This window comes from Butyrivibrio hungatei (assembly GCF_900101605.1).
GTDB classification, from domain to species: Bacteria; Bacillota; Clostridia; order Lachnospirales; family Lachnospiraceae; genus Butyrivibrio; species Butyrivibrio hungatei_B.
The window spans coordinates 54,407-78,152 of the sequence record NZ_FMUR01000006.1 but is presented as its reverse complement, the minus strand read 5'-3'; the positions used below and the strand labels follow the sequence as shown (position 1 = coordinate 78,152).

The following is a 23,746-nucleotide window of genomic DNA, read 5'->3' as shown; positions in this document are numbered from 1 at the left end:
AATGACAATTTTGATTTTGGCAAACTATGCAAACGGTCTTTTTCTTTTTAGAAAAGAGCTTCTTGAATCCTTTAAAAAGGCTGGGCATAAAGTGATAGTATCGGTCCCGTTTGATGAGAATGTGCACAAGCTCCGCGATATGAATGTGGAACTTGTGGATACGCATCTTGAAAGACACGGGATGAATCCGTTAAAAGACCTCAAACTGTTTGCAAGTTACATGAAAATAATGAAGAATACGCGCCCCGGCGTGGTTCTTACATATACGATAAAGCCCAATATTTACGGGGCTATGGCTGCTAAGTTTTTAAGAATCCCGTATGTCTGCAATGTTACGGGACTTGGAACCGCGATAGAAGGCGGAGGGATGCTGAGTAAGATCCTTGTAAAGATGTATTCGTTTTCTATGAGCAGGGCCAAAAAAGTTTTTTTCCAAAACGAGAGAAATCTTGAATTCATGAAAAATAAAGGAGTTGCGGCGAAAAATGCAGCTCTTTTGCCGGGATCGGGAGTCAATCTTACGGAACACCCTTTCAGGGAATATCCTTCGGAGAATGACGGAATACGTTTCCTTGCAGTAATAAGGATAATGAAGGATAAAGGAATCGAGGAGTATCTTGAGGTTGCGGAAGCAATAACATCCGAGTATGATAATGTTTCTTTTGACCTTGTCGGAGAGTACGAAGAGGATGAGAGAGCAAAGTATGAACCGATGATACAGGCGCTTGAAGAAAAGGGCTCGATAAGATATCACGGACATCTTGATACCGTTGAACCTGTCATGGCAAACAGCCATGTGATAGTGCATCCTTCTTATCATGAGGGACTTTCCAATGTGCTTCTTGAAGCGGGAGCGTGCGGAAGACCTGTTCTTGCAAGTGATGTAAACGGATGTAAGGAGACTTTTGAAGAGGGCGTTACGGGAATGGGCTTTAAGCCCGGCGATTCATCGGCACTTCGGGATGCCATAAGAAAGTTTCTGGCACTTTCGGAAGATGACAGGAAAGAAATGGGAAAAAAAGCCAGATTATTTATTGAGAAAAATTATGACAGAAAAATTGTCATTTCAACTTATGAGCAAACGCTTAAAGAACTGTAAAAATATGATTTTTACAGATGTTTGACAGGCGTAGTATAATAAATGTGTTCTTGAATTTTTTATTTAAGAATCTATAATTATGTAAAAAACTTTAACATTGAAATGTTAATGATTTGGAGGATTCAAATGGGTTTGTATGAGAAACTTCTCGCCGGAGAAGAAAAACTTTCATTGGTTGGACTTGGTTATGTAGGCATGCCGATCGCAGTGGCATATGCCAAGAAGATAAAGGTAGTCGGATATGATTTTAACGCTGCCAAGGTAGAACTTTATAAGAAGGGAATCGATCCCACAAGAGAAGTCGGCGATGAAGCCATTAAGAATACAAGTGTTGAGTTTACAGCAGATCCCGAGAAGCTTCGTGAGTGTAAATTCCACGTAGTTGCGGTTCCTACACCTGTAAATGACGATCACACACCGGATCTTTCACCTGTTGAGGGTGCCAGCCATACACTTGGTAAGTATCTTACAAAGGGAAGCATCGTGGTATACGAGTCAACAGTATATCCGGGAGTAACAGAGGATATCTGTGTTCCCATCCTTGAGCAGGAATCCGGACTTAAGTGCGGAGTAGACTTCAAGGTAGGATATTCTCCCGAGCGTATCAATCCCGGTGATAAGGTTCACAGACTTGATACCATTACAAAGATTGTTTCAGGAATGGATGAAGAAACTCTTGAAGAGGTTGCAAACGTATACAGCCTTGTTGCACTCGCAGGAGTATATAAGGCACAGTCCATCAAGGTTGCCGAGGCTGCAAAGGTTATCGAGAACAGCCAGAGAGATATTAATATAGCATTTATGAACGAGCTTTCTATGATCTTCCACAAGATGGATATCGATACAAAGAGCGTTCTCGAGGCTGCCGGAACAAAGTGGAATTTCCTTAAATTCTTCCCCGGCCTTGTAGGTGGTCACTGCATCGGTGTTGACCCTTACTACCTCACATATAAGGCAGAAGAACTCGGATATCATTCACAGATCATTCTTTCCGGAAGAAGAATTAATGATGATATGGGTAAATATATTGCAGAGTCTTGCGTAAAGAATCTTATCGCAAACGACATTGCCGTTAAGAATGCAAAGGTTGCCATTCTTGGATTCACATTCAAGGAGAACTGCCCTGATACACGTAACACCAAGATCATCGACATTTACAATGAGCTTGGCGAGTACGGAATCACTCCCGTAGTGGTTGATCCCGAAGCTGATGCCGACGAGGCTAAGAGACTTTACGGTATCGATTTCGATTCATTGGATGCCGTTAAGGATATGGATGCGGTTATCGTTGCTGTTGCTCACAAAGAATTCGAGAGCTACAAGCCGGCCGATATTGCAAAATTCTTCAATGCAAAGCATAAGACAAAAGTATTCATGGATCTTAAGGGAATCTATGACATGAACGAATATACCGCGCCTGAATATAGCTACTGGCGCTTATGACTTCCTTACTATTTTAATATGAGATTGGTGGTAATAGATAAATGGGTTTTAAAGAGCTTAAATTTGATGACGACAGTTTATTTCTGGTAACCGGCGGAGCAGGCTTCATCGGTTCCAATATTTGTGAGGCGCTTCTTGATATGGGCTACAAGGTAAGATGCCTTGATAACCTTTCAACAGGACATATCGAGAACATTCAGCCTTTAATGGAAAACAAGAATTTTACCTTTATCGAGGATGATATCAGAGACCTTGATGCTTGTATGAAAGCAACGGAAGGTGTTACATATGTTTTGAATGAAGCTGCATGGGGAAGCGTTCCCAGAAGCATCGAGATGCCCCTTCTTTATGAGGAGATCAATATCAGAGGAACTCTTAATATGATGGAGGCATCAAGACAGAACGGAGTTAAGAAGTTTGTTTATGCTTCAAGCTCATCTGTTTACGGAGATTCAACGATTCTTCCGAAGAAAGAGGGACAGGAAGGAAATGTTCTTTCTCCTTATGCACTTACAAAGAAAGTAGACGAAGAGTACGGAAAGCTTTATAAGAAGCTCTACGGACTTGATACATACGGACTTCGTTATTTCAACGTATTCGGAAGAAGACAGGATCCCAACGGCGCATATGCTGCGGTTATTCCCAAGTTCCTTAAGCAGCTTATGAACGGAGAGACTCCTACAATCAACGGTGACGGTAAGCAGTCACGTGACTTTACTTATGTTGATAACGTAATTGAAGGAAACTTAAGAGCTTGCCTCGCATCATCTGATGCAGCGGGCGAAGCTTACAATATCGGTGCAGGCGGAAGAGAGTATCTTATCGATGTTTATCATCATCTTACAGATGCACTCGGACTTGATGTAGAGCCCAACTACGGACCCGCAAGAAAGGGCGATATCAGAGATTCAAACGCAGATATCTCAAAAGCAAGAAAGAACCTCGGATACGATCCTTCATATGATTTCAAAGCAGGTATTGAGCTTGCCATTAACTGGTACAAAGAAAATCTATGAAAATAGCGATACGAATGGATGATATTACTCCTGCAATGGACCGGGAGAAATTTTACAGGTTTAAAGAACTTCTCGATAAGCATGGCATCAAGCCTCTTATCGGGGTTGTTCCGGAGTGTAAAGATGAAAAGCTTGATATTTCGGAGCCTATCGAAAATTTCTGGAACTTTGTAAAAGACCTTCAAAACTCAGGCTGGGTTGTGGCAATGCACGGTTTTAACCATGTATATACCACAAAAGAGGCAGGAATCTTTCCGATAGGAGGAAAGTCTGAGTTTGCCGGTGTTCCTTACTACAAGCAGGATGATATGCTAAGAGTCGGAAAGCGCATTTTGAGGGAGAATGGCATATTAACGGATATTTTTATGGCACCCTCACATTCGTTTGACAAAAATACTGTCAAAGCTCTTAAGAAAAACGGTTTTTCCTGTATTACCGACGGTTTTGGAAGAGCGCCGTATAAGCGCTCTGGAATTGTTTACTATCCAATTTCTTCAAGGCGTTCCAAGACCCTTTCTGATAAGAGGGACGGAATAACCACTTTTGTGTATCACACCAACACAATGGATGAAAAAGAGTTTGCAGATTTTGAGAAACTTTTGGAGACAGCGAAGGTTGTGTCGTTTTCTGAATTAATGGACATGCAAGCTACACAGCAGGGGATACTCGGATATATTTGTGAGTATATTTTAGCTAAGGCCAAATACAATATTGTTAATCTGAGGAAAAGCATAAAGTGAGGAGTTATGGAAGATAACTACGGACAGATAAGAGTATTACACGTCTTAGGGGGACTTGGAGTAGGCGGAGCTGAATGTCGCATAATGGATTTATATCGTAATATGAATAGGGACAGGATACAGTTTGATTTTCTTGTCCATTATTCACCTGATAAGACAGGAAAAAAGAGTCCGACTTCTGATGAACTGATGGCAGTTCGAGAGCCGGACTATTTTGATAATACGGTATATTCATTGGGCGGAAGAATATTCTGCCTCCCCAAATTTGTGGGAACCAATCTGCTTGATTACAAAGCTGCGATCAGGAATTTTTTTAAGGAACATCAGAATGAGTGGAAAGTGGTACAGGGGCACATGACAAGTACCGCGGCCATCTATCTTCCGATTGCAAAGAAAGCGGGTATTCCAATTTGCGCAGCCCATGCAAGAAGCGCGGGTGTAGATAAAGGCGTTAAGGGTATTGCCACAAACATTTTTAGGACTCCGCTTCGAAAAGAGGGAGTTACAGATTTTAATTTTGCCTGCTCAAAAGAAGCGGGAGTGGCGGTATTTGGAAATACGCTTGTGGAGCAGGGGAAAGTTAAGATAATTCCCAATGCCATAGACTTAAAGAATTTTGCTTACAATGAAGAAAAAAGAAACAGGATAAGAAAAGAACTTGGAGTAGCCAACGCCATTGTCATAGGACATGTCGGAAGTTTTAGGTATGCCAAGAACCACGAATTTCTTATTCAGGTTTTTTTCAATATCATTAAGATGCTTGAAAATGATGTTGAGAACAAATACTGTATGCTTCACGGTATGCGGATAAAGCTTTTGATGCTGGGCACAGGACCGCTTATGGATAATGTGAAAAATCTTGCGGACAGGCTCGGAATATATGACAAATGTATCTTTGCGGGAAATAAGAGTAACGCAGCCGATTATTATCAGGCGATGGATTATTTCTGCTTCCCTTCAAGATATGAGGGACTTCCCGGAAGTGTTGTCGAAGCGCAGGCAGCAGGACTTCAGTGTCTTGTATCAGACTCCGTGACGCCGGAAGTTAATGCAACGAAACTTGTTACCATGATGAGCATTAACCTTGATGCGGGAGAATGGGCAAAAAAGATCCTAGACGATCTTATTCTTGATGACACCGAAGTTTTGGATGCAAGCACCGATGGATATGAGCCGCTTGCAGAGGGCAACAACAGCATAGGTAAGTGTTCTGTGGGTGACAGAGCGGGAACGTCGGAATATATTTTAAACGAATTAAGAGATGCCGGTTTTGATGTAAAACTTCAGGCAAAGCAGATGGCATACTTTTATGAAAGAGGACATTTTTAATGGCAGATAGTAAAAAGAACCTTATGCTCATGGTTCCCATGCTTCATCAGGGCGGATTTGAGCGTGTTTGCATAAAGACTGCAAGATTGATGCAGGAGTATTACAACGTATACATACTTATATTCAGCTCCAAAGATATCAACTTTGACGTAACGGGACTTGAAGTGATCGATATTGATGTGCCGGCTAAGAAGGGCACGATAAATAAAGTATTCAATGTAATAAAGAGAGTCATCAAGACAAGAAAGATTAAGAAACAGCTTGGAATCGACATTGCCTACAGTTTCGGAAGTACAGCGAATTATGTAAATGTTCTTTCAAAGGGAAAAGAAAGAGTGCTTACCGGACTTCGTTGTCAGACTGATATGGAAAGTCCAAAGAAGATAAAGATGTTCTGCAACGGATCAGATCAGGTTCTTTCCTGTTCAAAAGAGATCGTAAGGCAGCTTCTTCGCGACTTTAATTATAATAAAAGTACTTACATCTACAACCCACTTGATGTTGAGGATGTAAAGGCAAAGGGCAGTGAAGAGATAGCGGATATGCCTTTTAAGGGAGAAGATGTAAAGACCATATCCTGTATGGTGAGAAACGATTACATAAAGGGTGTATGGCATCTTGTAAAAGCTTTTTCACTTGTTTATAAAAAGCATCCCGAGGCAAGACTTATAGTTCTTGGCGCGGGAAATTGGTCAGAGTACGAAAAGCTCTCTGAACAGCTTGGAGTTAAAGGGAAAGCTTGTTTCCCCGGAGTAAAAAAGAATCCTTTTTCTTATGTATCTTCTTCAGATATTTACGTGTGCAGTTCCAATCATGAGGGATTCCCCAATGCGGTACTTGAAGCAATGGCGCTCGGAAAACCTGTTATTTCTGCAGACTGTAAGACGGGCCCTAGAGAGATTCTTTTGAGCGAGAGTGAGTACGATAAGCTTATAAAAGAGATACCAAACGGAGACAGCACAAAAGACGCGATTGAGGGAACATACGGAATACTGGTGCCCGATCTCGGCGAAAATGTGGATATGGATCCAAATAACATAACAGGGGGTGAAAAACTCCTTGCGGAAAAGATAATAAGCCTTTTGGATGATGAGGACAAAGCTTCAAGATATGCAGAAAAAGCCTATGAGAGAGCGATGTTCTACGCGCCCGAAAAATATAAAGAAAGTATACATGAGATTTTCAAGAGGTATGAATAATGCATTATAAAGTTGTAGTCTTCGGTGTAAAAGATACATCCGAGAACATAATAGATTTCATAGAAAAAGAACTATGCAAGGTTGACCTTGTAATGACCATTGCACCCAAGGTTCTTGAACATAATCAGGTTTCAGGATTCAAGGGACTCAGCTTCCTGACAGAGAAGTACGGAATTCCAGTTTTCGAAGCAGAGAGCTATTTCCTTAACGATGAAAAGACAAAGAAGTTTATTGAGGAAAATACTTTTGACCTCGGAATCGTAATGGGATGGCAGAGACTTATTCCCAAGGAAGTTCTTGATGCATTTAAGAGCGGAATATACGGTTTCCACGGAAATTGTGGATATCTTCCCTTCGGAAGAGGAAGATCGCCCCTTAACTGGTCGGTTATTCTCGGAGATACGAGATTTAATCTCAATCTTTTCAGATATGATGAGCATGCGGACAGCCCAAATGTATTTGCAACGGAGATGTTCCAGATAAATGAGCACGACGATATCAGAACGGCTCAGTACAAGAATATGATCTGTTCCAAGAATCTTATCAGAAAGCTTGTCACAACATATATGGAAAAAGGTGAGATTCCCATTCACACTGATTCAAAAGATTATGATTCATGGTACAATAAACGTACCGCCAAAGACGGAAAGATTGATTTCAAAGACAGAACAAGAAATATCTATAATCTTATAAGGGGCGTTGCGGCACCTTTCCCCGGAGCATTCTGCTATGCGGGATCCGAGGATGAGAAGAATAAGGTTACTGTCTGGGAAGCACATCCTTTTGATGAGATGATAGATTTTTCCGGATTTGCTCCCGGTGAGATCGTGGATATGTTCGACGGAAAGCCGATTGTCCGCACAGTTGACGGATCCATAAGAATAGACAGATATGAATCTGAAGCAGAATTAAAAGTAGGAACGGTACTTTTGTAATTATGAAAACAATAGCATTTCACTTGAACTGCCTTGTACAGGGCGGTGCCGAGCGCGTGGTATCAAACCTCGCCAATCAATTTGCCAAGGAAGGCTATAAAGTGTATGTCGCCACTGAGTGGGTGGATGAGAATGAGTTTGCTCTTGATGAGAGAGTCACAAGAGTGCACGTAGGTCTTCGTGAAGGCGATGAGAAAAAGAACAGGATAACAAAGTTCTTTTTACGTGTGAAATATCTCAAAGAATTTGTGAAAAATTATCATCCGGATGTACTTATAGCATTTGCGCAGAGAGCCAATTACAGAGCGCTCATGGCAGCAGGCAAAAGTGACGTGCCTGTCGTAATATCCATAAGGACAGACCCGGTTGGACATTATGACGCATTTTCTGATAAAGTACAGATAAAGTGGTTGTTCCCGAGGGCAGCAGGTTGTGTATTCCAGACAACCGGACAGAAGGAGTTCTTTAAACCATACCTTCAGGATAATTCAGCCATTATATTAAATCCGATAAATCCCAAGTATTTTGGCCTTAAGAAGCCTGAGAGCAGGGATAAATCGGTGGTACATCACGCTAGGCTTGTAGACTTCAAAAATCAGCCTATGCTGTGCGAAGCTTTTATTAAGGTGCATGAGAAGCACCCCGACTATGTTCTTAAGATCTACGGACCCGATTCATTTGACGGGACAAAAGAGATACTTGATAAGATCATTGCGGATAACCACGCGGAAGACTACATTCTTCTCATGGGCGGAAGCGATGAGCTCGAAAAAGAAATACCAAAGGGCGCGGTTTATGCCTTTTCATCGGATTGGGAAGGACTTCCGAATTCGCTTCTTGAAGCAATGGCGATGGGAATGCCCTGTGTTGCAACGGATTGTCCGTGCGGTGGTCCAAGAACCGTTATAAGAGACGGTGAGAACGGACTTCTTGTTCCGATAAAGGATCCTGATGCGCTTGCCGAGGGTATATGTAAGCTTATCGAGGACAGAGAACTTGCGGAGCGCCTTGGAGATGAAGCTTCCAAGATAGAACAGATTGCCAATTCCGAAGCTGTATTTGTGCAGTGGAGAGATTATTTAGAGAAGATTATTAGAAAATAACAGGAGAATAAGGGTAATGTTTTCATTTGATGATTACAGAGAGATTGTCCGTGCCATTAAAGCTACGGGCCGTTATGCCACATATGAAGAAGCACTTGATAAAGACAGCTTTGTCATTATGAGACACGACGTTGAGTATTCGGTTGAGAGAGCGCATGCTCTTGCCAAGGTCGAAGAGAGTATGGACTTCAGGTCTACATTCTTTTTCCAGTGGACAAATAATTCATATAATATCCTGTCCAGAAAAAACAGGGATATTCTTTCCGATATGCATGAGAGAGGCCAGCATATAGGTCTTCACTTTGCATTAAACGGAATGACAGATATGAGAGTTATACGAGAGAGGATTAAGCAGGAAATCGATATGCTCAGCAATATGCTCGGCTTTGAGATCAACTCTTTTTCCATTCACAGACCGTCACCTGACGTTCTTGCTGAGAATATCAAGATTTCAGGAATTATCAACGCATATCAGGATGATTTCTTTACATTTGATCCGAAGGCAACACCCGAGTCAGATCTTGATGTAAAGTATATGTCTGATGCCAACCATGTTTGGAGATACGGCTATCCCGATGAAGAAACAATAAATAAATATGATAAGGTTCAGATTCTGACACATCCTTTTGCATGGACAAAGAAGGGATATGACAATCTTGAGAACTATAAGACACTTGTTAATGAGAAATATGTCGAGCTTATCGATTCTATTGATAATGAGTGCAAGGATTTCGGTGCTCTTCGCGATAACTTCGAAAAACTACCTGTGGAGCTGTAAATATAAATAATGTGCGGAATTTGCGGATATATTTCAAAAAAGAGAATAACTGAAGAACAGCTGAGGATCATGAATGATACCATGTATCACAGAGGGCCCGATGACAGCGGTGTTGAGATCTATTCAGGAGCAGATGATTATGTCATAGGCTTTGCTCAGAGACGTCTTTCAATCCTGGATCTGTCTCCTTTGGGACATCAGCCGATGCACTCCGAGAACGGCAGATTATCTGTTGTCTATAACGGAGAGATATTCAACTACCGTGAACTCAAGGAAGAACTCTCTGACTATGAGTTTAAGTCGAATTGTGATACGGAAGTCATAATCGCTGCGTACCTCAAGTGGGGAATAGATATGGTGGATCACATCCACGGAATGTTTGCGATTGCAATATATGACAGAGAGACATCCGATGTTTATCTTATAAGAGACAGAATAGGTAAGAAGCCGCTTTTTTACTGGTTTGACGGAGAAAACATTGTTTTTGCTTCAGAGCTTAAGCCTATTATGAAGTGCCCCGGATTTAAGCCGGAGATAAGAAAACAGGTTATTTCAAGATTTCTTCTTCAGCAGTATATTGCTGCTCCCGATACTATCTTTACCGATGTGTATAAGCTTGAGGCAGGTTCATATCTTAAGTTTTGCGCAGGTAAGATTACCAAGAAGAAGTATTGGGATATAAAAGAAGTATACAAAGAGATGTCGAAAGATCCCGTAAGAAGCTATGCGGAAGCAAAGGAAGGACTGAAAGAGAGACTTAAGAAGTCCGTTGCATCCAGAATGATAGCCGATGTTCCTCTCGGAACTTTCTTGTCGGGCGGATATGATTCATCTCTTATAACGGCAATTGCCCAGGAACATTCAGACAGGCCGGTAAAGACATTCTGCATAGGTTTTGATGTTCCCAGATATAATGAAGCGGAGTATGCCAAGGAAATCGCAAAACACCTTGGAACCGATCACACAGAGCTCTATATTTCAGAAAAAGAGATGTTCGAGCTTGTAAGTAGTATTCCGCAGTACTACGACGAACCTTTTGCGGATAACTCAGAGATTCCTTCGATGCTTGTAAGTAAACTTGCGAAACAGGATGTCACCGTAGCTCTTTCGGGTGACGGAGGAGATGAGTTTTTCTGCGGATATAATGTATATGATAACGTGAGAACGGCGCAGCTTCTTGATATTCCGGGAGCTATTGTACACAGTCTTTCGCGTATTAAGAGCGGAGACGGAACGCTCCTTGATAAGATGCCGTTCAGGGTTAAGGTTGTTGCAAACAACAGAGATCCCGAAACCAAGACACAGCTTGTATCAGAAGGATATGTAAGAGCTTCGCATGCCTTTATATCAGGCAATGAGGACATGGATATCCCGATGAGTGCGGCTCAGTATCTTGCGACGGATTACAATGTCGGAAGCAATATGCAGCCTGTTCTGTATCCTGTGGAGAGCCTTTACGGAGTAAATAATTTCCAGATAAGAAGAATGCTTCTTGATATGGATACATACCTTCCCGAGGATATTCTGGTTAAGATGGACAGGGCGTCCATGAAATATTCGCTTGAAGCAAGATGTCCTATCATGGATACGGAGGTTATGGAGTATTCGTTCAGGATACCTCACAGATTCAAGTATAATAGGGGCGATAAGAAGCATATCTTAAAAGATATTGCTTATGACTATATACCTAAAGAGCTTTTGGAAAGACCAAAGACAGGTTTCGGCGTGCCTATGGATGAATGGCTTCGCGGACCTTTAAGAGAGCAGCTTCTTGATTACAGCAGCACATCTTTCCTTAGCAAACAGGATATTTTTGATGTAAACTATGTTTCAAACTTTATAAACGATTATGTTGTAAAAGGAGACGGAGGCCCCGCAACGGGAGCTAACTACAGCAAGATTGCGTGGTCATTCTATATATTCCAGCAGTGGTATAATTTCCACATGATCTGACAGAAGTGAAAAGAGGAGAAATAAATGACAAGAGAAGAAGTATTTGAGAAATTAAACGAAGTGTTCAGAGATGTTTTCGAAGATGACGACATCACCGTTGAAGATGCTACAACGGCAGCAGACGTAGACGGATGGGATTCACTTGAGCACATCAATCTTATAAATGCCATTGAGCAGGAGTTTGATATCAAATTCAACATGGGACAGATCGTATCCATGAAAAATGTAGGTGAGATGGCAGACATTATCATCAGCAAATTACAGGGATAATAAGATGAAAATACATCATGTAGGATACCTTGCCAAGAGCATAGACAAGACGGAAAAGAAATTTTTTGAGCTTGGCTATGAAGTTGAACAGGCCACCAAGTACGATGAGATAAGGGATATTAAGATCGAGTTTCTGAAAAACGGAGATTACAGAGTTGAGCTCATTGAGCCCATGGGAGAGAATTCCCCGATGTATCCGCTTTTGAAGCGCTTTAAGAATACCCCTTATCATTTTTGCTATGAAGTGGAAGATATGGACAAGGCTGTAAAAGAGCTTGAGAGCAAACACTACACCGTCATACATGAGCCTACTATCGCGCCTTGTATAGACGGCAAGAAAGTTGCCTTTTTGAATAATATCAGTATGGGGATAATCGAACTTGTCGAATTCTGAGAATAAAAAACATATCGCCATGTATATAGGTTCGCTCGAAAAGGGCGGAGCGGAGAGAGTAATGTCTAATCTTGCCGATTATTTTTTTGAGCAGGGTTATAAAGTTACTCTCGTTACTACATATCTGGCGGCAAATGAATATGAAGTAAAACATGCAGCATGGAAGCGTGTTCCCGCGGGGGCACCCAATGCAGTCCATGTCGCAGATCTTGATGAAAACCCTGTGTGGGTTGACCTTGAAGGCGGAGAAAAGGGCGGTATCAGAAGAGTCTTTTCCGCACTTCTTAAAGAAGAACAGGCAGGCAGAGCGGCAAATCTAAAGAACAGATACGAGAAACTCCGTAATATCTGGAAAGACCTTAAACCCGATCTGGTTCTGAGTTTTCTTGGAAAAAACAACATAATGGCTCTTTCAACCGCGACAAGGGAAGGAATCAAAGTTGTTGTATCCGTGCGTGCCGATCCCGATATGGAATACGGTACTGTGGGGCTTAAGTCGGCTATGCTCGCGACTTTCGGAAAAGCGGCGGGAGTTGTTGTTCAGTCTAAGGGCGCAAAGGCCAAATTCCCCAAATATATTCAGAAAAAATGTATAATACTTCCAAACTCCCTCAATCCTTCTTTTATCAGAAAGCGCTATATCGGCGACCGTGAGAAGAAGATTGTGATGGTTGCAAGGATTAACAGTAATAAAAATCAGGAAATGGTAATGAGGGCGTTTAAAGACGCAGCAGGCGAAGCTTTTCCCGATTATTCACTTGTTTTTTACGGAGACGGTCCGGACAGCATTAAGCTTCAGAGGCTTGCATCCGAACTTGGGATAAGAAAAAGAGTTGAGTTTAAGGGAAATGTAAGCAATGTGGCGGAGCATATCGAGAAGGCTGCGCTTTTCATACTTGCATCCAACCATGAAGGTATGCCGAATTCTCTTATTGAGGCGATGTCACTGGGACTTCCCTGTATATCGACGGATTGTCCCTGCGGCGGACCGAGAGACCTAATTGATGACGGGGTAAACGGACTTCTTGTTCCCGTTGGAGACAAAGATGCTATGGCACGTGCCATTACAAAGGTACTGTCAGATAAGGAACTATCTGAGAAGCTCGGAGCAGAGGCTACCAAGATTCAGGAAATATGCAGTCCCGATGTTACCAATGCCAAGTGGAAAAAGTATTTTGATAAGATAATGGAAGGATAATAGAGGATAAGTTTTTTATGATGAAAGAACTGGAATATCCATTTGACAACAGTTACATAATGAAAAAGTCCAAGTCGATAAAGAAGGCTCTTCTTGCTGACGGTTCGGACAGGATAAAGAAAAAGATAGCGGTGCTCGGAGGCTCCACAACTCACGATATCATTAGGATTCTGGAGCTCTTTTTGCTTAACTATGATATAGAGCCTGTTTTCTATGAGTCGGAGTACGGACAGTACTGGCAGGATGCCATGTTTCCTTCGGATGAGCTAAAAGAGTTTGCTCCTGACATTATCTTTATCCACACAAGTAACAGGAATATTATCGAATATCCTACTATGGATGACAGCGAGGCAGCGGTACAGGATAAGCTTGATAATACATTCAGGCACTTTGAGACGATGTGGCACAATCTGCATGAACTCTATCATTGTCCGATTATCCAGAATAATTTTGAGGCGCCTTTTTACAGGCTTATGGGAAACAGGGACGGATATGACATTCACGGAAGGCTTTCTTTTATCAACAGGCTTAATTTCATGTTTTCCGAGTATGCAGGAAAGGCTTCGGGAGATGAAGGAAGCTTTTTTATAAATGATATAAATTATCTTTCAACCTGCTACGGACTTGATGCGTGGTCAGATCCTCTTGCATGGCATATGTACAAGTATGCGCTCTGCATTCAGGCTATACCTACGCTCAGTTTTAATGTGGCAAATATAATCAAGTCGATTTACGGAAAGAACAAGAAGGGACTTGTTCTTGACCTCGACAATACACTGTGGGGCGGCGTTGTAGGCGACGACGGTCCGGACGGAATCGAGATAGGACAGGAGACCAATTTAGGTCAGGTTTATCTTGAATTCCAGAATTATATCAAGGCTCAGAAGGAGCTTGGTATCGTGCTTGCGGTTGATTCCAAGAACGATGAAGAGAATGCACTTGCGGGGCTTAATCATCCCGACGGAGCGCTTAAACCCGATGATTTTGTATTCATAAAGGCAAACTGGGAACCCAAGAGTGAGAATATGAAGGCGATTGCTTCAGAGCTCAATGTGCTTCCGGAATCACTTGTCTTTGTGGATGACAATCCGGCTGAGAGAGCGATTGTTACGGGACAGATTCCTAAGGTGAATGCGCCCGAGATCGATACTCCCGAGCACTATATAAGAATTCTCGATCACTCGGGATTTTTTGAGACAACATCCATTTCTGAGGATGACAGGAAAAGAAATGAGATGTACATGGCAAACAGGAAGAGGACAGAGCTTCAGGAGAGCTTCAAGGATTACAGCGAGTACCTTAAGTCTCTTGAGATGAAGGCTGTCATAGCTCCTTTTGAAAAGATGTACATTCCAAGGATTGCCCAGCTTACAAACAAGAGCAATCAGTTTAATCTTACAACAAAGAGATATACTCCCGATGATATCGAGAAGACCGCAAACGACAGCAGTAACATCACTCTTTACGGCCGTCTTGAGGATAAGTTCGGGGATAACGGAATAGTTTCGCTTGTAATAGGCAAGCAGGATGGCGAAGAGCTTCATATCGACCTCTGGCTTATGAGCTGCAGAGTTTTGAAAAGAGATATGGAATTTGCCATGATGGATACGCTTGCAAAGAAAGCAAGTGAGAGGGGAATAAAGACTGTCTACGGATATTATTACCCCACAGCCAAGAACAAGATGGTCAAGGACTTCTATTCACTTCAGGGATTTGATCTTGTGAAGGAAGATGAAGAGGGGAATAAGACCTACAAGCTTGATCTTGATGGATATACAAATAAAAACAACGTTATAGACGTGGAGACAGTATGTGCGGAATAGCAGGACTTATCGGGTTTAGAGGCGACCTTAAGGAAAACATCGGGAAGATGAATCACAGGATGCTTCACAGAGGCCCCGACGATGAAGGAATCTATATAAGTGATGACAAAAAAGTGGCGCTTGGGCACAGGCGCCTTTCTATTGTGGACTTATCCAAAAAGGGCGCTCAGCCCATGATGTCACATTCCGGACGAAAAGTTATCGCATATAACGGCGAGATCTACAATGCATCCGTGGTAAAAGACAAGCTTATCGCGGAGGGGAAAGTTACTGAATTTAACGGAACTTCCGATACTGAAATTCTTATAGAATCGATAGATGCTTATGGCATGGAAGAGACTTTGACCATGTGCAAGGGAATGTTTGGAATAGCCGTTTATGATATGGACAAAAACACTGTTACCTTTGCGCGTGACAGAGTCGGAGAAAAGCCTTTGTACTACGGAAACGTTGGCGGAGCTTTTGCATTTGCTTCGGATATCGGATGCCTTCGCGTGATAGACGGCTTTGACAATGAGATAAACACAGAGGTTCTTGATATCTATTTTACGGAAGGATATATTCCTGCGCCCTATACGATTTACAAGGGCATCTATAAGCTAGAAGCGGGATGTATCATGACCGTAAATGTCGACGATCTTTCTTCCGAGACAAAGAGCTATTTCTCGATGACGGAAACTGCCGTAAAAGGGCAGCGCAATCTTTTTAAAGGTAGCAAGGAAGAGGCGGCGGAAGAACTTGAGAGACTTCTGAAAGAATCGATAAAAGGCCAGATGGTTGCCGATGTTCCTTTGGGAGCTTTTTTGTCAGCGGGAATAGACAGTAGCACGATCGTTGCACTTATGCAGTCGGTTGCGCCCGGCAAGGTAAGAACATTTACCGTCGGAATGGAAGATAAGAAGTTCAACGAGGCCGAGCAGGCAGGCGAGATAGCAAGGCATCTGGGAACAATTCATACCGAGGAATATATAACAGAGAAGGATGCAAAAGAAGTAATTCCGCAGCTTTCCTTTATGTTTGGTGAGCCTTTTGCGGATTCTTCACAGATTCCGACATATCTTGTTAGTAAGATGACAAGAAAGCATGTTACCGTATCGCTTTCGGGCGACGGCGGAGATGAGCTTTTTGCGGGATACAGATCCTATGAGTCTGTTGAAAGAGTGTGGGGGAAGGTTGGAAAACTTCCGTACTTTATAAGAAAACCCGCATCAATCCTTATGCTTAACAGCCCATATTCAAAGAGCGAAGCGGGGATGGCAAAGGCCATGTACATGGGAGCAAAAGGTCCCGGAGATGTGCACAGGCTTGAACATGAGGGTGACCCGATTGTAAAAAAGATTGCGCTTAAGAACGGAGCAAAGCCTCTTTCTTACAAATATACGGAGATGGATACGAATTTACTTGCAGATCCTTGTCACAATGCGATGCTTATGGATATGCTTGTTTATCATCCGGATGACATACTTGTCAAAGTCGACAGGACAGCAATGGCGGTCTCTCTTGAAACCAGAGTGCCGATGCTGGACAGAGATATACTTGAATTTGCGTGGAGCCTTCCAAGGAATTACTTAAGAGAAGGGAATGTCGGAAAGCAGGTTCTTCGAAACGTGCTCTATAAGTACGTTCCCAAGGAGATGGTCAACAGGCCGAAAAAAGGTTTTTCGATTCCGATAGACAAATGGCTCCTTGATGATAAAATAAGGCAGTGGGCAGAAGCTCTTCTTGATAAAGATAAGATAAGGCAGCAGGGTATACTTGATCCCGATGTTGTAGAGAAAATCTGGACCGACTTCACACAGCGCGGAATTTACAGGATACAGATATGGTATATCCTTATGTTCCAGCAGTGGTATGAAAAAGAGTATATGATCAAGTAATAAAAGAATTATATTTAGTGGCAGGCGCCTGTTTTATAAGAAGGGTGCGTGTTATATGAAAGATTTTTTATGGGTATAACTTCGTTTTATTTTCTGTGCTTTTTTGCACTTGTGTTAATTGCATATTATACGATTCCTCTTTTGTTCAAAAAAAGAGGTCAGTGGGTGGTGCTTTTATTTGCGAGCATCATCTTCTATTTGTTTTCCGTAAATGGGAACTATGTGCAGATTGTATTTCCGCTTGCAGCCTCGTTTACGACATGGGGGCTTTTAAAGCTTTTGGCCGGGACAGAAGAAAAAGAGCTTCTAAAAAGAAGGCTGATTCTTGTTGCGGAGCTTGTTGTTCTTCTTGGAATACTTATCGTGTTTAAGTTCTATAAGTTCATAACAGGTGGCGGTATTACACCTCCTACGGGACTTTCATTCTATACTTTTATTCTTTTGGGATACTTTATTGAAGTTTATAACGGCATCGGAGTAAGAAGGGACAGCCTTCTTGAGACAACTCTCATCGGTATGTTCTTTCCGCTTGTGGTTCAGGGACCTATTATAAAAACCCGTGAACACAGTGGGCAGTTGTTTGAATATCACAAAGCTGATTTTAAGAATCTTACATTCGGAGCGCAGAGAATGCTCTGGGGCTTCTTTAAGATGCTTGTTATCTCGCAGAGACTTCGCACTGTTGTTGATAAGATTTACGCCATTGATGCAGAGTACACGGGAGCATATATCTGGCTGGGTACTGTGTGTTTTGCTTTTGAGTTATATACGAATTTTTCGGGTGGAATAGATATTGTGATCGGTTTGTCCGAGATGCTTGGAATCATTCTTCCAGAAAACTTTACGACTCCTTTCTTTGCTAAGAACATAAGCGAGTATTGGAGAAGGTGGCACGCTACGCTCGGAATCTGGATGAAGGACAATGTCTTTTACCCGCTTCTTCGTACCAAGATGATAATGGGACTTGGAAAAACGCTTAAGAAAGTCTTTGGTAAAAAGAAAGGTAAGCAGCTCACTACTTACGTTGCAATGTTCATCTTATGGTTTTCTGTAGGTTTATGGCACGGAGGAGAGGCAACTTTTGTTATCGGTTCAGGTCTTTTGCACTGGGCATATATCGTGCTCGGAGAAGTGACACTTCCGTTCTTTACATGGATTTTTGAAAAGAAGATGCACATCAATCTGCAGAGTAAATTTGCAAACGGATTCAGGGTTGTGAGAACATTTTTCTTTGTATGCATCGGAGATCTGTTTTTTAGATCAAAGAGTATTCCGCATGCGCTTGGATTGCTTAAAAGAAGCGTGAGTGCGTTTAATCCGCAGATCTTTATTGACGGTAGCTTGTTGAATCTCGGACTTAGTATTTACGAGTGGGGAGTGCTTCTTGTATCACTTGCGGTGCTCATTACGGTTTCAACTATTCAGTACAGAATGGAGCTATCACGTGACGGTAAGATCACAGGCAGCAGATTTGAAGGATATTCAAGCTTAAGAGAGTATATTGCGTCCAAGAAGCTTGTGATCAGATGGCTTGTATATTTTGCCCTGTTTTTCACAGTACTTTTACTTGCCGAGTACGGACCGGGATTTAATCCTGCGGATTCGATATATGATGACTTCTAAGTTTTAATAGCGCGGTTTGCATGCGATTAAGGGAAGTATTATAGGTTGTTGGTTTATAAGGATTTCAGATAAAAAACTATGAGTAAGAAACAGATATTTAAGATAATAATTTTCATAGTGGCGGTTATGTGGCTTATCCCTCATATCACTTACTGTATCAGAACCCCCAGTGATGCGAAGGATAGGTTTGTCGGTTTTTATGCGGAAAAAAAGAATACGATAGATGCTGTTGTTATCGGTTCAAGTCCTGTTCCTTATTGTATTGCTACACCAAGAATCTACGGGGATATGGGGATAACCATGTATCCTCTTTCTACAAACATGCAAAGACCGGTTGCAGCAAAGTATCTTGTGGAAGAGGCTCTTAAGACGCAGGATCCGGATCTTTTTATCTTTGAGATGAAGATGTGGCAGGCAGAGGATGAGCAACTTATAAATGAAGATAAAGATAAGCACATGGGTCACACAAGGGAAGTTACGGATAACATGAAGTATTCTCTTAACAGGATTCGCGCCATAAATGCGATGGTAGATGAAGATTATGCAGATGATGCAGAAGATTCTGAGAATGATGAAGATAATGCAGAGAATGCTGTGAGTGGCGATGATGGCAAAGTTAATGAGGATATGAAACGCATTAACTTTTACTTTGATATTTTTAAGTATCATTCAAATTGGAAGACACTTGTAATGTGGAGCCAGCTACGTACGTTTTTTTATGAGTATCCTGATGATCTGAAAGGTTTTACGTCTTCTGATGAGGTTGGACCTGCGGAAAAAGAGAATTGCCATAATGCTACGGATGTAGTGAAGATGCCTGCTGAGCAGGAAGAATATTTGGCGGATCTTATTTCATGTCTTAATAAGCATAATAAGGATGCGCTCTTTATTATCACTCCGTTTACCGTAAGCGAAGAGGAGCAAAAGAAAATCAATTACATCAGGGATTATGTGACAGAGAGAGGCTACAATTTCCTTGATATGAATCAGCATCTAGATGAGATTGGCTTTGATGAGGCTACCGATTACAAAGACGGTGGAACTCACACGAATATTGTCGGCGCCGATAAAGTGACGGTTTGGTTTGAAGATTACTTGTCAGAGAACTACGTTAAGACCGGTAAACTCGGTAAGCACGACAGAAGACACGGCCGTGAGTACAATTCCTGGAAGAAGTCCTACGACCTTTGGATGGAAGAACTCTCCCGCAGCGAAGATAAGATCCGTGAACGAATCGCGAACGGAGATTATTGGAAATCGGAAGTAAATGACGAGAATGAAGAGGCAGAATGAAGGTAGGAAAAATATTTTTAGTAATGTTGTGTTTATTACTGACAGCATGCGGTGATAATAAAGAACCAGTTTCAGGTGATATTTGCAGTGACGTATCGATCGAGGAGGCAACAAATACATATAAGGCTGTACGAACGAACTTGGATAATCCAATTGCTCCGTCTTGCAGTGAAAAAGAAGATGACGAGAGGTATAGATCATTTTTTGAAAAAGAATTTGTAGATACGGCTTCAAATTTATGGGGGCAACTATGGATGCCGAGTTTTCTTTTTACTTATGTAGATTTTGATAAAAATGGTTCTGATGAGCTTGTTATTGGAGATGGTGAGGGAAGCTATTTTGTTATTACCGAAGTTAATGGAAAATATAATAAATCAGGTTCCTACGGGTGGCTTCAAAATTATGGACCGTTGCCTTCCAAACATGTAGGAAACGGATATTTTATTACAATGGCCGATGGTGGAAGTTTCACAGAACTGACTCATTATGAGCCGGCAATAAATGATATGGGAATCATTGCATATCTTAATGGGAATTATAAATCGAACAGAGGTAGTTGTTGGGATCTTTATATTCTAAAAGAAGGCGGTGTTCCTAATATTCATAAAATTAATGATTACGAAGATTGTTATGGTAATCCAAATTATATGCATTCATCACTGGATTATAGCGATTATGATTATGACGTTGACTTTAACTTTAAATATTTTAAAGGAGAGGGCGGTCTGGTAATGAATGAGCTTGGACTTAAGTATGCGGATCTCGTAAAGTCACATGATGGAGAAAATTGGCTAGAGGAACTCACATGGCGATCTGTTGGTGAAATGGTATTTATGAACAGTAAAATTTATTCTACGAAGAATATCTCGTCGGAAATGTCACATCTTTTAAGTGATGTGACAATGACGGTTTGTATTTATATCAATGAAAATGAAAATATTGATACAATAGAGGATTATATTAATTCTTATGGTTATGATAGAGATGGCTTTATAGGAATGATTCAGGACAGAGTCATGTTTGAAGATAAATATGTCAGATATAACGGGAAAATATCGCATAATCAAATTATAACCGATGATGGTTCATCCATGCCCTGTGATGAATTCTATGAACTTGTGAGGGACGTGCTCAAAAACAGCTAAAAAGAAAATGGTATTAAATCAGTATTCACTTAGAGCAGTAATAAATTCTTCTTTGTTACAACCGTCGCAAAATGAATATATAGCTGCTTTTTCGTCATATATTTTTTTCAGTTTTTCATAATATGTTTTTTCATCGACTTCTACATCGTCTATGGCATAGTGAAAATCAAGAAATTTTCCTGCTTCGTCATCCCAACTGCCAAGATCATATGTATATCTTCCGCCTGAAAAAATACATTTCCATTTTCCTTCCGAAAGGGAATAAACTATATCATAATATTGTCCTTGGCACCCATTCGAATTACATAGAAGTCCTTTTTTTTCAATATACGAAAAACCCAACATAAGCGTATGAAGTATGTTTACTTCTCCATGATGAAATGAAACAATCAGACATCCGTCTGCTTCACAATAACCCTCAATAGCAAGTTCGGGAATATCATCGTCATCTACATAAATGAGCCTATAACGCGGGAAATCTGGGGCGGTTTCAATGTATGCTTTATATCCTTCTTGCCATGAAGAAAACCCTTTTCCAAATATCCACTGATTTTCGTGGAAGTCATCGCCGTCGCCATCGTTGGAAATACCAATGGATGCGATATCTTCATCGTGCGTAGAAGTAGAGCCGGCATCAGTGGATATGTCGTTTGCTATATCGGTTTTTGTATTTTGGCATCCTGCAAGCAAAGCTGTTATGCAGATCAGTATTATAAATGCTTTCTTCTTCATAAAAAAATCTCCTAAATGGGAATCAAATTAGTATCCGGCTTATGCATTGTTTACAGTCTTCCTGTCGGTGCGCGCGCCCCTATTAAATCGCATTATACAGTATAACTCATTTGTAGGACTTATTTTGATTATGCGGGGGTAAATCACAAAGAATTCACAATGGCCTTGCAGACTAAAATGTATAATAAAAGCCGTGAAGATTTGTACTATGAAGGATATTTGGAATCAAATGCAGAAAAAGAAAATAATAACAATAATTTCAATAATATTACTTGTGTTAGGATGCAGTTACATAGCATCAAGTAATATACTCTCGAAAAAAAGCGACAAAGAAATTACGTTGTCAAAGGCAGAGCTAAAGAGATTTACAGAAGCGTTTAATACAGATGAGTACAAGGGTTTCCTCGAGAAAACTTTTAACAAACAAGATGAAATAGACTGGGATGTAATGCTTTGTTCGGAAAACGGACTTGTTAAGGAAGTTACTGATGATAGCGAAATAAGAGCGTACAGACGTATAAAGTGCAAAGATAGAATCCCCAATGTTTTGTATTCCGTAAATAAAGAGACTCTTACGGATTATATTAAGAAATACACTGGGAGAGATGAATGTCGGGATGATACGCTTACTTCATGGATATATATTGATGAATTTGATTCTTTTTATTCTGAACATTTAGCAAGTTTAAAAAACACATATACATGCACAGCGGGAAAGAGAAAAGGAGATCATTATGTACTGAGATTTCAGGTGAACTCTGATTCAGACAAGCATTATGGACTTTTTGCCGACAGAGTCATTTCTTTTACTAAATCGGATGAAGACTTTCTCATGGAATCTAATGCTATTCAATGGGATGATCATTGTGACAAAGAGCATTGCTATGAGGCAAAATTGTCACGCGTTCAATTTAACGAGCCGATTAAACTTATCACGTATCCTGCGGAATTAGACGACAGAGTTTCTATTATTCTCACAAAAAATAACCGTTTTCTTACAGAACTGAAGATGAGCTGTGAAAAATCATCGTGGAAAGAAACTCGTTTAATAAAAATTATTGACGTTGGTTTTTTTGATTTTGATGAGGATGGGGTAAAAGATATTATTATTATCGCGGACAGCGAATTCGGAAAACAGGTTCTTCTTTACAGTACAGGATCTCTTTCTACGTTCATACAGCGTAATGAAGATTCTTTTGAGCCTGAATGGATAATCGATGAAAATACAATGTCTAAAATTGGAGGAGACTTTACTGTTGAAAGCATGAAGAATATCTTTTCCGGTATAGATGGTGTATACAGTAGCTATGAAGAGTGCTACACGGCAATTGCCAAAAAGTATTATTTTGACATCGATTGGAATTATTGGAAATATAATCTTATATATGCTGACGATGATGATATTCCGGAACTGGTAGTTGATCATCCCGGCTTTTTTATGTCTCTTTATACGTATGAAAACGGTCATGCCAGGTGTTTAATGAATCATTGGGGATATGGTATGGGAGGGAATCCGGGATACCAATATGCCCCTGGGAAGGGTATATATCATGCAGAAGATGGCAGTATGTCAGGTTCATATGAGGAATATATGTCAAAACGAGACAAGGGCGAATTGGTACCGGATTATGAAATTGAAGATGCGGAGAAGTATCATAATTGTACTGAGAAAGAAATGACCGATGAAGAGATTATCGCAGAAGTGAATAAAATCAAGAAATATAGATTTGAGCAAATTGAAGGGACTATGAGATTTGAAGAACTTATGGGTTCACTAAATGGAGCTGAAGATTGAG

General features: G+C 41.0%; 20 protein-coding genes. 19 read left to right on the top strand and 1 reads right to left on the bottom strand.

What is annotated here, in order from left to right; genetic code table 11:
- The first annotated feature begins 1 nt into the window (after position 1).
- The 18 genes from BLP87_RS05185 (at position 2) to BLP87_RS05100 (ending at position 21,218) form a co-directional block, all read left to right on the top strand.
- The gene (locus BLP87_RS05185; protein WP_074461747.1) at positions 2-1,099 is read left to right on the top strand and encodes a glycosyltransferase family 4 protein; all 1,098 of its coding nucleotides are present in this window, start codon (positions 2-4) and stop codon (positions 1,097-1,099) included.
- 126 nt (positions 1,100-1,225) lie between these two features.
- Positions 1,226-2,542, top strand: a complete 1,317-nt coding sequence (locus BLP87_RS05180) for a nucleotide sugar dehydrogenase (RefSeq protein WP_074461746.1) — start codon at positions 1,226-1,228, stop codon at positions 2,540-2,542.
- A 41-nt stretch (positions 2,543-2,583) separates the two neighbouring features.
- Complete coding sequence (locus BLP87_RS05175; protein ID WP_074461745.1) at positions 2,584-3,558, top strand: SDR family oxidoreductase; 975 nt, start codon at positions 2,584-2,586, stop codon at positions 3,556-3,558.
- Positions 3,555-4,298: a DUF2334 domain-containing protein gene (locus tag BLP87_RS05170; protein WP_074461744.1), complete on the top strand. Its 744-nt coding sequence runs from the start codon at positions 3,555-3,557 to the stop codon at positions 4,296-4,298. Before BLP87_RS05175 ends, BLP87_RS05170 begins: the two co-directional genes overlap by 4 nt.
- Positions 4,299-4,304: 6 nt before the next feature.
- On the top strand, positions 4,305-5,627 hold the full coding sequence (locus tag BLP87_RS05165) for a glycosyltransferase (protein WP_074461743.1): 1,323 nt from the start codon (positions 4,305-4,307) through the stop codon (positions 5,625-5,627).
- On the top strand, positions 5,627-6,826 hold the full coding sequence (locus BLP87_RS05160) for a glycosyltransferase (protein ID WP_074461742.1): 1,200 nt from the start codon (positions 5,627-5,629) through the stop codon (positions 6,824-6,826). The genes BLP87_RS05165 and BLP87_RS05160 overlap by 1 nt, the downstream gene beginning before the upstream one ends.
- On the top strand, positions 6,826-7,761 hold the full coding sequence (locus BLP87_RS05155) for a methionyl-tRNA formyltransferase (RefSeq protein ID WP_026656660.1): 936 nt from the start codon (positions 6,826-6,828) through the stop codon (positions 7,759-7,761). Before BLP87_RS05160 ends, BLP87_RS05155 begins: the two co-directional genes overlap by 1 nt.
- A gap of 2 nt (positions 7,762-7,763) precedes the next feature.
- Positions 7,764-8,864, top strand: coding sequence for a glycosyltransferase (locus BLP87_RS05150; protein WP_026656661.1), 1,101 nt, complete (start codon positions 7,764-7,766; stop codon positions 8,862-8,864).
- 16 nt (positions 8,865-8,880) lie between these two features.
- Positions 8,881-9,642, top strand: a complete 762-nt coding sequence (locus BLP87_RS05145; RefSeq protein ID WP_026656662.1) for a polysaccharide deacetylase family protein — start codon at positions 8,881-8,883, stop codon at positions 9,640-9,642.
- 9 nt (positions 9,643-9,651) lie between these two features.
- Positions 9,652-11,595: an asparagine synthase (glutamine-hydrolyzing) gene (gene asnB / locus BLP87_RS05140; protein ID WP_026668050.1), complete on the top strand. Its 1,944-nt coding sequence runs from the start codon at positions 9,652-9,654 to the stop codon at positions 11,593-11,595.
- Between the two features lie 24 nt (positions 11,596-11,619).
- Entirely contained in the window at positions 11,620-11,865 is a 246-nt protein-coding gene (locus BLP87_RS05135; RefSeq protein ID WP_026656664.1) for an acyl carrier protein, read from the top strand.
- A gap of 4 nt (positions 11,866-11,869) precedes the next feature.
- Positions 11,870-12,259, top strand: coding sequence for a VOC family protein (locus tag BLP87_RS05130; RefSeq protein ID WP_026656665.1), 390 nt, complete (start codon positions 11,870-11,872; stop codon positions 12,257-12,259).
- Complete coding sequence (locus BLP87_RS05125) at positions 12,246-13,457, top strand: glycosyltransferase (RefSeq protein WP_083334488.1); 1,212 nt, start codon at positions 12,246-12,248, stop codon at positions 13,455-13,457. Before BLP87_RS05130 ends, BLP87_RS05125 begins: the two co-directional genes overlap by 14 nt.
- A 17-nt stretch (positions 13,458-13,474) precedes the next feature.
- Positions 13,475-15,280 carry an HAD-IIIC family phosphatase gene (locus BLP87_RS05120; protein WP_330370452.1) on the top strand — a complete coding sequence of 602 codons (1,806 nt, stop codon included), beginning with the start codon at positions 13,475-13,477 and terminating at the stop codon, positions 15,278-15,280.
- The gene (gene asnB / locus BLP87_RS05115) at positions 15,268-17,157 is read left to right on the top strand and encodes an asparagine synthase (glutamine-hydrolyzing) (protein WP_026656669.1); all 1,890 of its coding nucleotides are present in this window, start codon (positions 15,268-15,270) and stop codon (positions 17,155-17,157) included. Before BLP87_RS05120 ends, asnB (BLP87_RS05115) begins: the two co-directional genes overlap by 13 nt.
- A 165-nt stretch (positions 17,158-17,322) precedes the next feature.
- Entirely contained in the window at positions 17,323-18,780 is a 1,458-nt protein-coding gene (locus BLP87_RS05110) for an MBOAT family O-acyltransferase (RefSeq protein ID WP_242871816.1), read from the top strand.
- Positions 18,781-18,858: 78 nt separating this feature from the next.
- Positions 18,859-20,073 carry a hypothetical protein gene (locus BLP87_RS05105; protein ID WP_074461741.1) on the top strand — a complete coding sequence of 405 codons (1,215 nt, stop codon included), beginning with the start codon at positions 18,859-18,861 and terminating at the stop codon, positions 20,071-20,073.
- Positions 20,070-21,218, top strand: a complete 1,149-nt coding sequence (locus BLP87_RS05100; RefSeq protein ID WP_074461740.1) for a hypothetical protein — start codon at positions 20,070-20,072, stop codon at positions 21,216-21,218. Before BLP87_RS05105 ends, BLP87_RS05100 begins: the two co-directional genes overlap by 4 nt.
- An 18-nt stretch (positions 21,219-21,236) precedes the next feature.
- Here the strand turns inward: BLP87_RS05100 and BLP87_RS05095 are convergent, their stop codons facing one another.
- Positions 21,237-21,950, bottom strand: coding sequence for a hypothetical protein (locus tag BLP87_RS05095; protein WP_074461739.1), 714 nt, complete (start codon positions 21,948-21,950; stop codon positions 21,237-21,239).
- Between the two features lie 229 nt (positions 21,951-22,179).
- On the opposite strand from BLP87_RS05095, the gene BLP87_RS05090 reads away from it, so the two are divergent.
- Positions 22,180-23,745 (top strand): hypothetical protein, encoded by a 1,566-nt coding sequence (locus BLP87_RS05090; RefSeq protein ID WP_176756605.1) that lies wholly within the window; start codon positions 22,180-22,182, stop codon positions 23,743-23,745.
- Position 23,746 lies beyond the last annotated feature (1 nt).